Annotated in this window: 16 protein-coding genes and 1 tRNA gene; 14 read left to right on the forward strand and 3 right to left on the reverse strand. The window is 35.2% G+C overall.

The window, feature by feature from the left end; translation table 11 throughout:
* The first annotated feature begins 242 nt into the window (after positions 1 to 242).
* The 3 genes from BUC06_RS07470 to BUC06_RS07480 all read left to right on the forward strand — a co-directional run bounded on the left by BUC06_RS07470 (position 243) and on the right by BUC06_RS07480 (position 2,174).
* On the forward strand, positions 243 to 653 hold the full coding sequence (locus tag BUC06_RS07470) for a hypothetical protein (protein WP_073331904.1): 411 nt from the start codon (positions 243 to 245) through the stop codon (positions 651 to 653).
* 340 nt (positions 654 to 993) lie between these two features.
* Positions 994 to 1,407: a hypothetical protein gene (locus BUC06_RS07475; protein ID WP_073331907.1), complete on the forward strand. Its 414-nt coding sequence runs from the start codon at positions 994 to 996 to the stop codon at positions 1,405 to 1,407.
* Between the two features lie 356 nt (positions 1,408 to 1,763).
* Entirely contained in the window at positions 1,764 to 2,174 is a 411-nt protein-coding gene (locus BUC06_RS07480) for a hypothetical protein (protein WP_073331909.1), read from the forward strand.
* A gap of 280 nt (positions 2,175 to 2,454) precedes the next feature.
* Here the strand turns inward: BUC06_RS07480 and BUC06_RS07485 are convergent.
* Both BUC06_RS07485 and mce read right to left on the reverse strand, forming a co-directional pair.
* Positions 2,455 to 2,528 (reverse strand) — tRNA-Ile (locus BUC06_RS07485).
* Between the two features lie 62 nt (positions 2,529 to 2,590).
* A complete protein-coding gene (gene mce, locus BUC06_RS07490) occupies positions 2,591 to 2,989 on the reverse strand; it encodes a methylmalonyl-CoA epimerase (protein ID WP_073331912.1) in 399 nt (132 codons plus the stop codon).
* Between the two features lie 94 nt (positions 2,990 to 3,083).
* Between mce and rbfA the strand changes: the two genes are divergently transcribed.
* The 9 genes from rbfA to BUC06_RS07525 all read left to right on the forward strand — a co-directional run bounded on the left by rbfA (position 3,084) and on the right by BUC06_RS07525 (position 11,635).
* Complete coding sequence (gene rbfA / locus BUC06_RS07495; protein ID WP_073331915.1) at positions 3,084 to 3,443, forward strand: 30S ribosome-binding factor RbfA; 360 nt, start codon at positions 3,084 to 3,086, stop codon at positions 3,441 to 3,443.
* 4 nt (positions 3,444 to 3,447) lie between these two features.
* The gene (locus BUC06_RS07500; protein WP_073331917.1) at positions 3,448 to 4,653 is read left to right on the forward strand and encodes an ABC transporter permease; all 1,206 of its coding nucleotides are present in this window, start codon (positions 3,448 to 3,450) and stop codon (positions 4,651 to 4,653) included.
* Between the two features lie 70 nt (positions 4,654 to 4,723).
* Positions 4,724 to 6,526 (forward strand): endonuclease, encoded by a 1,803-nt coding sequence (locus BUC06_RS07505; protein ID WP_073331920.1) that lies wholly within the window; start codon positions 4,724 to 4,726, stop codon positions 6,524 to 6,526.
* A 61-nt stretch (positions 6,527 to 6,587) separates the two neighbouring features.
* Complete coding sequence (locus tag BUC06_RS07510) at positions 6,588 to 7,325, forward strand: shikimate dehydrogenase family protein (RefSeq protein WP_073331922.1); 738 nt, start codon at positions 6,588 to 6,590, stop codon at positions 7,323 to 7,325.
* A gap of 75 nt (positions 7,326 to 7,400) precedes the next feature.
* Complete coding sequence (locus BUC06_RS07515) at positions 7,401 to 9,206, forward strand: DUF349 domain-containing protein (protein WP_073331925.1); 1,806 nt, start codon at positions 7,401 to 7,403, stop codon at positions 9,204 to 9,206.
* Positions 9,207 to 9,269: 63 nt separating this feature from the next.
* Positions 9,270 to 10,316, forward strand: coding sequence for a bifunctional diaminohydroxyphosphoribosylaminopyrimidine deaminase/5-amino-6-(5-phosphoribosylamino)uracil reductase RibD (gene ribD, locus BUC06_RS07520; protein ID WP_073331927.1), 1,047 nt, complete (start codon positions 9,270 to 9,272; stop codon positions 10,314 to 10,316).
* Positions 10,317 to 10,355: 39 nt separating this feature from the next.
* Positions 10,356 to 10,538: a bacteriocin-like protein gene (locus BUC06_RS23515; protein ID WP_123876893.1), complete on the forward strand. Its 183-nt coding sequence runs from the start codon at positions 10,356 to 10,358 to the stop codon at positions 10,536 to 10,538.
* Between the two features lie 239 nt (positions 10,539 to 10,777).
* Positions 10,778 to 10,954, forward strand: a complete 177-nt coding sequence (locus tag BUC06_RS23775; protein WP_164466309.1) for a bacteriocin-like protein — start codon at positions 10,778 to 10,780, stop codon at positions 10,952 to 10,954.
* A gap of 78 nt (positions 10,955 to 11,032) precedes the next feature.
* The gene (locus BUC06_RS07525) at positions 11,033 to 11,635 is read left to right on the forward strand and encodes an IMPACT family protein (RefSeq protein ID WP_073331930.1); all 603 of its coding nucleotides are present in this window, start codon (positions 11,033 to 11,035) and stop codon (positions 11,633 to 11,635) included.
* On the opposite strand, the gene BUC06_RS07530 is transcribed toward BUC06_RS07525, so the two are convergent.
* Positions 11,632 to 12,339, reverse strand: coding sequence for a zinc metallopeptidase (locus BUC06_RS07530; protein ID WP_073332165.1), 708 nt, complete (start codon positions 12,337 to 12,339; stop codon positions 11,632 to 11,634). The genes BUC06_RS07525 and BUC06_RS07530 overlap by 4 nt on opposite strands.
* 107 nt (positions 12,340 to 12,446) lie before the next feature.
* Here BUC06_RS07530 and BUC06_RS07535 point away from each other — a divergent pair, with 107 nt between their 5' ends.
* Positions 12,447 to 13,580, forward strand: coding sequence for a GNAT family protein (locus BUC06_RS07535; RefSeq protein ID WP_073331932.1), 1,134 nt, complete (start codon positions 12,447 to 12,449; stop codon positions 13,578 to 13,580).
* A 141-nt stretch (positions 13,581 to 13,721) separates the two neighbouring features.
* A complete protein-coding gene (locus tag BUC06_RS23780) occupies positions 13,722 to 13,898 on the forward strand; it encodes a hypothetical protein (RefSeq protein ID WP_164466311.1) in 177 nt (58 codons plus the stop codon).
* Positions 13,899 to 13,959 lie beyond the last annotated feature (61 nt).

Raw genomic sequence — 13,959 nt, forward strand, 5'->3', positions numbered from 1 at the left:
AATCTATTGGATTAATATTTTCAATAGATTTTATCCTTAACCCGGTTTTTTTTTACTTTTCGTGAGCTGACCCCCAACTAGGGATGAATTACGAGATTATGGGGAGAAACGTAATGAAGAACTATATAAAATAAACCTTTGAAACTCTATTAAGCTACTCGAAATAATCTCAAAAAAAAACCTCTTGATCCTGATAAAACAACTTATGAACAGACTAATAACTGCAATTTAAAAAAGAGCGTATGAAAAAAATATTCAAAATAATTCCCCTGTTTATTTTAACGCTGTTGAGTTATAAAGTAAATGCGCAATTAGATACCTTGAACTATCTGAAACAATTTGAAGCAAATAAAATGCAGTATATAGGACAACCTTTTTCTAAATTATTACAAGATATGACCCAGATACAGCCGAAAACGGTATGGGCTGATTATAATATTGAAAATAAAACTAAAACTAAAAGATCATTATTTAACTTTTGTGAGAAAGAGTACAGTTTTAAAAATGTTATAACGGTAAACATCACTTGGGATAATGATATTCCCTATACTCAGGTAGAATACTATGAAAAGAAAAACCATTTTTATTTTACAGATGAAGAACGTTCTTTCTATGGGAATAAAATCATAAAGGATATTATGGTTTACAGGTGATATAAGATTATTTAAATTACTTATATATTTTTTAGCTCCTAATTTTTTGTAGGAGCTTTTTTATTTCATCTCTAATTTGAGAAATATAACAACTATCAATACAATCTATTGGATTAACATTTTCAATAGATTTTGTCCTTAACCCGGTTTTTTTTACTTTTCGTGAGCTGACCCCAACTACGGATGAATTACGAGATTATTGGGAGAAACGTAATGAAGAACTATATAAAATAAACCTTTGAAACTCTATTAAGCTACTCGAAATAATCTCACCCCCCCCTCTTGACCCTGCTAAAACAACTTATGAACAGACTGATAACTGTAATTTAAAAAAGAGCTTATGAAAAAAATATTAAAAATAATTCCTCTATTTATTTTAATCATAGTGAGTAATAGAGCTTATGCACAATTAGATACATTAAATTATTTAAAACAATTTGAAGCAAATAAAGCGCAGTATATAGGACAGCCTTTTTCTAAATTGGTGAGTGATATGAATCAAATAACACCTAAAACGGTATGGCCAACTTTTGAATTCAATAATAAAAAAAATGTAGAGGAATCTATGTTTAAATTTTGCAAAAAAGAACATAGTTTTAAAAACTCTATAATATTAAGAATAGTATGGTATAATGAAATTCCATATTCTCAGATACAATATTACCAAAATAAAAATCAATTTTATTTTACAGATGAAGAACGTTTATTTTACGGGAGTAAGATTGTAAAAGATATTAAGGTTTATCGCTGGTGATAAAGATGATTAAAGACTTACCTATTATATTTTTTAACTCCTGCAAAATAGTAGGAATTTTTACTTTCAGATATTTAAAGTTGGAAGAAATTTAAAAATTAGATATATTATCAATGTAATCTATAGAAAGTTAAATTTTCAATAGATTATATATTTAACCCGGTTTTTTTACTTTTCGTGAGCTGACCCCAACTAGGGATGAATTACGAGATTATGGGGAGAAACGTAATGAAAAACTATATAAAATAAACCTTTGAAACTCTATTAAGCTACTCGAAATAATCTCAAAAAAAACCTCTTGATCCTGATAAAACAACTTATGAACAGACTAATAACTGCAATTTAAAAAAGAGCGTATGAAAAAAATATTCAAAATAATTCCCCTGTTTATTTTAACGCTGTTGAGTTATAAAGTAAATGCACAATTAGACACCTTAAATTATCTGAAACAATTTGAGGCTAATAAAGCACAGTATATAGGACAGCCTTTTTCTAAGCTGTTACAAGCTATGACTCAAATACAGCCGAAAACAATTTGGGCAGATTATAATATAGAAAATAAAACAATTACCAAAAGATCAAGATTCAAATTCTGTGAAATGGATTACAGCTTTAAAAATGTAATAACAATGAACATTACTTGGGGAAATGATATTCCATTTTCTCAAGTTGAATATTATGAAAAAAATAATAATTTTTATTTTACAGATGAAGAACGTGCTTTTTACGGAAATAAAATAGTAAAAGACATTATGGTTTACAGATAATAGTTTATAAAAAATATTATCACCTCAATTAATTAAGCAATAATTTCTACCTCATCAGATTGTGATGAGGTATTTTTATTTAAACTCATTTAAGAAAAATTGGAAAATGTAGACAAAATTAAATAAGAGTGGGTTTCGATTTATTTTTTCATTGTTAATTTATGTAATCAAACACAAAACATTTTGAGCATTTTATTTCATGGTTGGGAAAATATTGGGAAAAACAAAAAGTAAAAAAACCGTAATACTTTTAAAAACAAAGAATTACGGTTTTTTATCGTGGTCCCACCTGGGCTCGAACCAGGGACCACCTGATTATGAGTCAGGTGCTCTAACCAACTGAGCTATAGGACCTCAAAACTTGGTTAAATTTTGTGATTGCAAAAATAGTAAAATTTCTTTCACTACAAAACTTTTTATTGCTTTTCTTGACAAAGTTCTACCAGTACCCCATTGGTGGATTTCGGGTGCAAGAAGGCAACTAATTTGTTATCAGCACCTTCTTTCGGTTCTTCGGAGATAAACTGAAATCCTTCTTTTTTTAATCTTTCAATCTCTTCAAGGATATTTTCTACGCCAAATGCCAGATGATGGATGCCTTCGCCCTTTTTATCGATAAACTTTGAGATCGGGCTTTCAGGATTACTTGCTTCTAAAAGCTCTATTTTACTTTCTCCTGTCTCATAAAAAGAAGTGACTACTCCTTCCCTTTCCACACGTTCTTTTTTATAGGATTCTTTTCCTAATAATCTGGCAAAAAGTTCATCAGAGACTCCCAAAGATTTCACCGCGATACCAATATGTTCTAGCTTCATAAATACTAATAAATATAATTAAATCGTAAATTTGATACCCGAGCTGAATTTCAAAGGTATCAATTCAAACAAAAGTACTAAATTTGCATAACTTATGGAAAGTAACAGACAAAGAAAAGTAGCACAGATCATCCAGGAAGACTTCGCAGAGCTTTTCCGCAAACAGGCTTCAGAAAGCAAGCAGAGTATATTAGTATCCGTTTCAGACGTAAAAGTATCGGCAGACCTTGGGGTTGCCAAGATTTATCTGAGCATTTTCCCTCAGGAATTCCGTACTGCGGTCATGAAGGAAATCGAAGAAAATAAAGCACAATACAGAAATTTTATTGGTCAGAAAATGGGAAAACAGGTACGTATTATTCCTCAACTTAATTTTTACCTGGACACCGCTCTTGATGATGTTGAAAAATTAGAGAAAGAACTAAGAGGAGAAGGCGACAACCCGGTTTTATAAGATCTTGAAGAATATTGCATTTTACATAGCATCCAGATACCTTTTGGCTAAAAAAGGCAGTACCGCCGTGACGTTCATTACGTGGCTTTCGGCAGGTGCTATGATGGTTGCTGTGACTGCAATGTTCGTCATCATATCAGTATTCTCAGGACTGGAAACTCTCAACAAAGACCTTATTTCAAATCTTCACGCAGACCTGACCCTTAAAAGTGCTTCAGGAAAAACAGTTAAAGATCTGGACAAGGTAATAGGTATTCTAAAAAACAATAAGGCCATCAGCAATTTTTCCCGTGTGATTGAGGAAAAAGTGTATGTCAACTATAAAGGGAAGGGCGATATTGCCTATATAAGAGGGGTAGACTCCGCTTATATAAAGGTCAACCCTATCAACGAGGATGTATTTTACGGAACGTATCCAAGTTTCAAATACTCCAATGAAGTATTGATGGAAACCAATCTGCACAACAGGCTGTCCATTCCGATAGATTCCACAAGCAATTATGCTACGGTTTTCATGCCTAAGCCTGGAACCGGTATTATCAATAAGGAAGAAGATATTTATAACAAAAGAGATTTTCTGGTCACTGGAGTGTTTCCAGGGAAAGAGCAACTGGACAGTTATATTATTGCGCCTATAGAACTTACAGAGGAGCTTCTAAGCTTACCAAAGAAATCCGCATATCAGATTGTCATCAAATTAAAAAATCCTGAAAATGCAGATGCTGTAAAGCAAAACCTTCTTACATCTTTGGGTAAAAACGTAGAAATAAAAACCAAGGAAGAAGAAAATGCGGCTTTCTGGAAGATGATCAATACAGAAAAAATGTTCATCTACCTGATCTTTGCATTGGTAATCTTCATTACTACCTTCAACCTAGCCGGAGCCATTATTATCCTTCAAATTGATAAAAAAGAGCAATCCAGATCCCTTATTTCATTAGGTTTTCCCCTAAGCCATTTAAGAATGACTTATTTTTATACTGGAATTCTTATTGTAATTTCAGGTGTAATTGCCGGTTTAATTGCCGGAACCATCCTTTGCTATTTCCAACTTTACACTGAATTCTTCAGAGCCAATGAATTGTTACCATTCCCTGTAAAAATTGTTGGTAAAAACTATGTTATTGTAGCACTTACCGCTTCCCTTTTCGGAATTATGATTTCATGGTTCTTTTCCAAAATCAACAAAGACTATATTACTAAAAGTTAATACACTTACTCTGAAAAAAAATCTACTTCATTTTTGATTTTTTGTACCTTTACGGCCCAATTTTTTTTAAATGAAACGAATTTTATCCTTTTTTTTGCTGAGTTCTGCAATTATTCTTACTTCAGCACAGGCACCTCCAACCTATTATGACGGGACGGCAGGTTTGACAAGCATAGCTTTAAAAAACAAGTTAAGCCAAATTATCACCGACGGCCATCAGGCTAAAGCCTATAACGGTTTATGGACTGCCTACCAAACAACCGATCGTGACTACTTCTACGAAAATGATGGCTCTGTTCTAGATATTTATTCTGAAAACCCAACCGGTTCGGATCCTTATACTTATACCATTGGCACTAATCAATGTGGACAATATTCTGCTGAAGGTAACTGTTATAACAGAGAGCATATTGTACCTCAAAGTCTCTTTAATGAGGCTTCGCCCATGGTAGCGGATGTCAACTTCATCAGAGCAACGGACGGAAAAGTAAATGGAATGAGATCTAATTACCCTTTTGGAAAAGTAGGTCTTAGCCCGTCATTCACATCTCAAAACGGATCAAAATTAGGAACTTCGGCATCTGCAGGATACGGAGGAACTGTATTTGAACCCATTGATGAATTCAAAGGTGATGTGGCAAGAATGATTTTTTATTTTGTAACAAGATATCAATCTCAGCTTGCGAGTTTTACAAATGCCAATGGAACAGGAGATATGCTGGGAACAACAGCATTCCCGGGACTACAAACGTGGGAGCTTAATCAATTAAGAGCGTGGCATGCTGCAGATCCGGTATCGCCTGCTGAAATTTCAAGAAACAACGCAACTTACGAATATCAGAAAAACAAAAATCCTTTCATAGATCATCCGGAATTCGTTGAGCTCATCTGGGGAACACAGGTTGTAGATACTCAGGCTCCAACTGCTGCGACTAACCTTATTACTCAAAATCCAACTTCCAATACAATATCTTTAAGCTGGACAGCTGCTACAGATAACATTGGTGTTATCGCTTATGATGTATATGCAAACGGAGTATTAAAAACAACAGTTTCAGGAACTACGGCAACGGTGCAGGGACTGACGCCTTCTACGACCTATACATTCTATGTGATTGCTAAAGATGCTTCAGGAAACGCTTCTCCACAAAGTAATTCTGCAGACGGAACTACTCTTGCAGGACAACCTGGCGGAAACACAAGCTGTGGAACTGAAAACTTTGATAGCATCCCAGCTTCTGACTCAGGCTATACAACCAGAACGTGGACAAATAATAACATCACATGGACTGCAACAGACGCAAGAACTGACCAGACTATTTCAGGAAAAGCCATTACAATCAGAGACGGAAGCCTTACGAGCTCTACAATCTCTGGAGGAGTTAAAAGCTTATCTGTAAAAGCACAACTAAAATTTGGTGGAAGTTCAGGGAATCTGAACGTTCAGATCAATGGAGTAACCGTAGGAACAATAGCCTACTCTTCAACCGCTCCCACAGCTGCAATTATGATTGATAATATTAACGTAAGTGGTGATATCATCATTAAAATAGTCAACCCAATCACAACAAACAGAGTGGCTATCGATGACCTAAGCTGGACATGCTTCAATTCATTAGGAACTTCAGACGTGAAAAAAGATAAATCTCAATTTGCGATCTACCCTAACCCTGTAAAAAACAATGAATTATTTGTTAAAGGTGAAAACTTAAGCACAATTGTAAAAGCTGAAATCTATGATCTTTCAGGAAAACTTATTGAAGTAATCGCAAACCCTTTCAAAAATTCCAATAAGATCAACCTTAAAGGAATCACCAAAGGAAATTATATCCTAAAAACAGACCGTTTCTCTACAAAATTCATCGTAGAATAAACCGTAAAAAATATTTGAGAACAAAGACCGATTTATTCGGTCTTTTTTTTATTTTTGATCTATGGATTCCAATAAAAAACTAGGACTCATAGGAAAGAATATTTCCTATTCCTTTTCCAAAAAATTCTTTGAAGACAAGTTTCAGAAGCTTATGCTGAAAGACTTCACCTACGATATTTTTGATCTGAATGAAATCAATGAAGTGGAAAACCTCCTGACCGATCCGGAACTTTTAGGATTCAATGTGACGATCCCTTACAAGGAAAAGATTATTGATTACCTTGACGGGCTTAGTGACGAAGCTGAAAAGATAGGTGCAGTAAACTGTGTTTTGATCAGAGACGGAAAAAAGACCGGTTATAACACTGATGCTTTTGGCTTTGAGAAAACACTTCTGCTTCATAAGAAAACCTATCAGGACAAAGCTTTAATACTAGGAAACGGAGGCGCTGCAAAAGCAGTGAAATATGTAATGGATAAACATGGAATTCCATCGGTTACCATTTCCAGGAATTCTGATATCAACTTTAAAAACCTTGACAACGAAACCGTTCGCAATCATAGAATTATTATCCAGTGTACTCCCGTCGGAACGTTTCCCAATATTGAAGACTGTCTTGAATTCCCTTTTGACGGAATCACTTCTGAGCACCTGATCATCGATCTTATCTACAACCCGAACTATACTCAGTTCATCATTAAAGCATCAGAAAAAGGGGCTAAAACAGTGAACGGATATTACATGCTTGAACAGCAAGCAGAAAAAGCTTGGGAAATTTGGAATTTTCAAAAAAAATAACCTAAATTAGTACCTTAATTGGCTTTACAGCTATATATAAAAGGATATTAACGCCACTCACATAAAAGATTTGCTATGACTACAGAAAACAATCTTTCTGAAAACGAAGAAAATAAAAATTCTAACGAAGTATCTCAACAGGAAACATCAGAAGTACCGGCATCTCATGCTGAAACGGCTCCCGCTGATGATGCAGAACATTTGGAAGAGGACCATACTGAAGAGATTTCTCTCGCTGATGCTTTGAAAGAAATGGAAACCATCATCAACACAGCCAATGCTGGTGAAAATTTCAAAAGATTCAATCAGTTAAAAGAAAAAGCAAGTCATTACATTCATGATGAAGTGGAAGACAAAAAGCATGAGTATGAAGAGGGAGGAAATGCTCCTGAAAACTTCAGCTACGAGCATCCTTTACAGTCTAAATTGTCTGCTTTGATCAATATTTTCAGAGAAAAGCATGACACTTACCAGAAATCACAGGATGAAGAGCAGAAGAAAAACCTTGATCACCGCCAGAACATTATAGAACGACTTAAAAATCTTTATACCAATTCTGAACCCGGAACCAATCTTTTCAAATCCATTCGTGAAATCAAAGAAGAGTGGTCAAAAGCAGGTCAGGTGGCAAAATCTGAATTCAAGATTCTTAACAATAACTATTTTCACCATCTGAATCAGTTTTACCAGATGCTGGATCTGAATAAAGAATTTCTTGAGCAGGAATTCAGTCACAATCTGGAAAAAAGACAACACATCATTGCACGAGCCAAAGAACTCGAAAGTGAGCCTGTCATTCAGAAAGCATTAAATGAGCTTCAGTACCTTCATAAGCTTTGGAAAGAAGAAGCTGAACCGGTTGCTGAAGAATTCCGTGAAAAAACATGGGAAGAATTCAAAGAAATTTCCAATAAAATTCACGAAAGAAAATCTGAACTATCGGCAGCCATCGAAGGAGAGCAGAATGATAATCTTGAAAAGAAAAACCAGATTATTGCAGAGATCAAAAAACTATCTGAGCCTTCTGAAACTCCTAACCACAACTACTGGCAGAATTCTATCAAAAGAGTTGAAGATTTACGAACAGAATTCTTAAAAACAGGAAGTGTTCCAAGAAAATTGTCCAACCAGAACTGGAATGACTTTAAAACAATCCTCAGAAGCTTCAACACAACAAAAAATAATTACTATAAATCTCTGAAAGGTTCGCAACAGGCTAATCTCGAAGAAAAACTAAAACTTATCCAGACGGCTCAGGACAATATGAATAATGAAGAATGGGATATTACTGTTCCTTTATTCAAAAAACTTCAGGAAGACTGGAAAAAGGTCGGTCACGTTCCAAAAAGCATGACCAATAAAATCTGGGATGAGTTCCGTGATGCATGTAACACATTTTTTAATAATTACAGAGAGAAAAACAACGCTTCCAATGACAACTGGAAGGAAAATTACAAGCATAAAAAAGAAATTCTTGAAGACCTGAAAACGGTTTCCAATGACGAAGGCAGTATTGAAAAAATAGAAGCCATAAAAACAGCCTGGAATAACATTGGAAAAGTACCGAGAGACAAGATTGTTATCAATACCGAGTTCAACAGAACATTAAGAGAAAAGTTGAAATTAAATAAAATCAACGAACTTGAATTAAAAGAAGAAGGACTCACAGAGAACCAGCTTACCGATAAAGCAAGAAAAATCAAGAGCCAGATCTCTGATCTTGAAGGTGAAATTGTAAAACTGGAAAACAACCTGTCATTCTTCAAAAATCCGTCAAAAGATAATCCACTTCTAAGAGATACCTTCAATACCATCGATGAGAAGAAAGCGCATCTTGAAACTTTAAGACAAAATCTTCACAATATTATTGCAGGAGAGTAATCAATTAAACAATATTATAAAGGCGAAGCAAAGAAATTTGTCTTCGCTTTTTCTTTTCAACTTATGAACAACCACGAACAATATATAAAAAGATGCATTGAGCTTGCCGAAAAAGCATTAGGCAATACCTATCCCAATCCTCTGGTAGGAAGTGTAATCGTCCATGACGGAAACATTATCGGAGAAGGCTATCATCGTAAGGCCGGGGAAAACCATGCTGAGATCAACGCAATCAACTCTGTAGAACATAAAGAACTCATTCCTGAATCTACGATTTATGTTTCTCTGGAGCCTTGTGCCCATTACGGGAAAACGCCGCCTTGTGCCTTAAAAATAAAAGAACTTGGATTCAAGAAAGTAGTAATCGGGGCTATGGATTCCCATGATAAAGTGAATGGCAAAGGAAAGAAAATCCTCCTGGACGCAGGAATAGAAGTCGTTTCCGGAGTATTAGAAAAAGAATCTGTTGAACTCAATAAAAGATTTTTTACCTACCACGAAAAGAAAAGACCATACATCATCCTTAAATGGGCAGAATCAGGAGATGGATTTCTAGATAAAGACTTTACACCTACCGCCATTTCCAATTCACTTGTCAACCAGTTTGTCCATCAGTTAAGAGCAAACGAACATGCAATTCTGGTCGGAACCCAGACTGCTTTAAATGACAATCCAAGTTTAACAGTTAGAAATGCGGAGGGAACAAATCCCATACGGGTTCTTATAGACTTTGATTTAAAAGTTCCGAACCATTTTAAGATCTACAATAATGAAGCTCCAACTCTGGTTATCAATACCTCTAAAGAAGGAATAGAAAACAACATCACATTTATTAAAGTTGAAAAGAAGAATTTCTTACAGGATCTGATGCATGCACTTTATAAAGAGCAGATACAGTCCATTATTATAGAAGGCGGAAGTTATACCTTACAACAATTTATCAATGCCGGACTTTGGGATGAAGCAATAGTCATTAAAAATGATGCTCTGAAGCTTGAAAATGGAACAAAAGCTCCTGAATTCAAGCATGATACTACTGACCACAAAAATTTTCGAGACAACTGCATAAGTAAATATGTTAATTTATCTCAAAATAGAGAATTATATTAATTAAATAGTTAAATTAGTCTTTAACCAAAAAAAATTAATATGAAAAATCTAAAAAAAATCTCAAGAATCGGATTAAAAAGCATCACCGGTGGTGCCTTCGTAACCTGTACTCTACCCAATGGACAACCAACCAGATGCAGAGATAAATGTCCGCAGGATTTTTGCGGCCCTACAAGCTATATGTGCCTGATTCCAATGGATCTTTGTGGAGCAGGGATATAATATTAAGTTAGAAAATCAAAAAAGATACAAGGAAGCCGTCAAAATATTGATGGCTTCTCTATTGAACTTTAATTTCAGAATATACTATTTTTTCAGATAAACACTATAAAAAACAAAGGAAATTACCCATAAAAACATATCAGTCAAAAACTTACCCCGGAAACTTTCTATCTATTTTCACTTTTATTGGATTTAATTGCTTACCTTTTATCAAACTAACCATTAAATTCAATATCAACATGAAAAACTTAAGAAAATTATCAAGCAGAGAATTAAAGTCTATTCAGGGTGGAATCCAGGGATGCTATTATTTAGCAAATGGCACCTATTTTTGTCCTTGCAGACCAGGTTACTTCAGATGCGTTCCTACAGATGCCAGTGAAGTCTGTAAACCTAATGGTACGATATGTATTTAAAATAGAAAGGAGCGGAAACGCTCTTTTTTTTATCAATATATAAACCGTAAATTTGCAGTTCAAAAGTTACTGAACGGTATGTTCGAATATAAGACCATAGAAAAACCCATAGAAAATACTTTATTGAAAGAAAAAGGAAGCAAATTCATTGGATTTGCATTTCCTGTCAACAATGATAAAGAACTGAAAGATGCCCTTGAAAAGGTGAGAACGGAACATCCAAAGGCAACCCACCACTGCTATGCTTTCAGAATGGGTCTGGAAGGGGAAAACTATCGGGCGAACGACGATGGAGAACCTTCCGGAAGTGCAGGGCTTCCTATTTACAACCAGCTTTTGGCTCATGAGATCACCAATGTTCTTGTTATTTCCGTACGTTATTATGGCGGTACAAAACTGGGGGTTTCAGGTCTGGTTAAAGCTTATAAAGAATGTGCCAAAATTACCCTGGAAGAAGCGAATATCATTACCAGAGAACTTGAAGCCGAAATTGAAATTCAGTTCAACTTCAATCAACAGAATACCATTTTCACATTACTTTCTAAATTTGATGCAAAGGTTTTACATTTTGACGCCAATGAAAACTGCATTCTCACAGCTTCTTTAAAACTAGCCCAAAAAGAAAGCATCTCAGACAAATTATCCGAGATGCAGTATGTTTCATTTGAATTTAAAGATTAATTTCTTCTTCCTCCTAAAAGCAAAGAACCCCAATAAAGAAGCTGAGCCAAAGATCCGATAGCCGCTACTACATAGGTTCTTGCTGCCCACTTCAAACTATCCTGTACTCCTACAAATTCTTCCTGAGTAACTGTACCTGTATCTTTAAGCCACTTCATTGCCCTGTTACTCGCATCATATTCTACAGGAAGTGTTACAAAAGCAAAAAGCGTGGTCATGGCAAACATCGCTACTCCTATCGCCAAAACGGCTGTATTTCCATTGGGATCTTCAATAGATCTTGTCGCTGCCATGATTCCGATACCGGCAAGCAGCACAAACTGCATTAAATTAGAAGTTATATTAACAACAGGAACCAATTTTGAACGCAGATTAAGCATTGAATACCCTACTGCATGTTGTACAGCATGTCCGCATTCGTGAGCTGCAACAGCTGCTGCCGCCGCATTTCTTTGCATATAGACTCCTTCTGAAAGATTGACTGTTTTGTCTGCCGGATTATAGTGATCCGTCAGTTGGCCGGGAACTGAAATTACCTGTACATCATTGATCCCGTTATCTCTAAGCATTTTTTCTGCTACTTCCTTTCCCGATAGACCATTTCTGAGATGTACATTGGAATAATATTCAAATTTCGATTTCAATCTGGATGAAACCCACCAGCTCACCAGCATTGAAATACCGATAATGATATAATAACCCATCATTTTATATAGATTTTTGTGTTTAAATTTTAATGATAATGATGTAAAAACTGTGCCAAAGTATTACATTTTATTATTTATATTTGTCCTCAAATTCCCTTCTAATTATGTCTAAAGTTTCAGTTATTGAAGTTAAAAACCAAAGCGAATTAAAACAATTCGTAAGGTTTCCGATGGATCTTTATAAAAACAACCCTTATTATGTTCCTTCTTTTATCAAAGACGAATTTAAACTTTGGGATGCAAAAGAAAATCCTGCTTTAAATTATTCAAAATCCCGACAGTTTCTGGCATTCAAAGACAATAAAGTGGTTGGACGAATCGCTGTGATCATCAATCACAAAGAAGAACAGGAATTGGGCATCAGAAAAGTACGTTTCGGATGGATTGATTTTATTGACGATAAGGAGGTTTCTAAAGCTTTAATCCAGAAAGCTATAGATTACGCCAAAGAAAACAACATAGACAAGATTGAAGGCCCGATGGGATTCACCAACTTAGACAAAGCAGGAATGCTTACCATGGGATTTGATAAACTGGCCACCATGATCGGGATCTATAATCACGAATACTACCCTAAACATCTGGAAGAGCTGGGACTTACCAAAGAAAAAGAATGGGTGGAATATGAAATGAACTTCCCTAAAATCTTACCTGAAAAAGTAGAAAAATTCAGTGGATTAATTGCGCAGAAATACAAACTTAAAGTGCTTAATTTCAAATCTAAACAGGAGATTCTCCCCTTCGTAGAACCGATGTTTAAATTGCTTGACGAGACTTATAAACATCTTTCTACCTACACGCCTATTTCAGACGAACAGATACAGACCTACAGAGAAAAATACTTCCCTTTTATAGACAAAAACTACGTCATCTGCGTGGTAGATGAAAATAACGAACTGGTTTCTTTTGCCATCACGATGCCTTCATATTCAAAGGCTTTACAGAAATCAAAGGGAAAACTATTTCCTTTCGGATGGTGGCACTTCTTGCAGGCAGGAAAGAAAAATGACCGCGCGAATTTTTACCTGATCGGAATTCATCCGGAATATCAGAGACGCGGCGTAACAGCCATTATATTCAAAGAAATTTTCGTGCGTTTTACCAGTATGGGAATCGATTTTGCTGAAACAAATCCGGAGCTTGAAGAAAACAAGAGTGTCCAGGTTCTCTGGCAGGACTACAATCCGGTGAATCACAAGCGAAGAAGAACGTATTCGTTAATGGTCAATAATGACTGATCATTAATGATTAATAAAATATGAGTTATTCGTGACTTATTTTAAACCGGTAACAAATAACTCATACTTTACCCCTTGAAACCCCAACCCCGGCATTTGATAACCCGAAACCCGTATCTTTAAACCCGTATCCCATCATCCATGAAACCACATCTTATTGTTTTCGCTGCTCTCATCGCAGCATTTATCGCTTACAACTTCTTTTTTAAGATCGAAGATGATCGAATGAATACGGTAGTTAACATAATATTAGCCAGTATCCTTTTCGGATATATTTCATTCATGGCCTACTCTCTCCTCAAAAAAATGAAGAAATAAGTACTATTTTTATTGATTCTAAATTACCGCTTTTCCCCATTTTAATCCCACTTTTAAGCTT

It is taken from the genome of Chryseobacterium carnipullorum, assembly GCF_900142785.1.
Lineage (GTDB): Bacteria > Bacteroidota > Bacteroidia > Flavobacteriales > Weeksellaceae > Chryseobacterium > Chryseobacterium carnipullorum.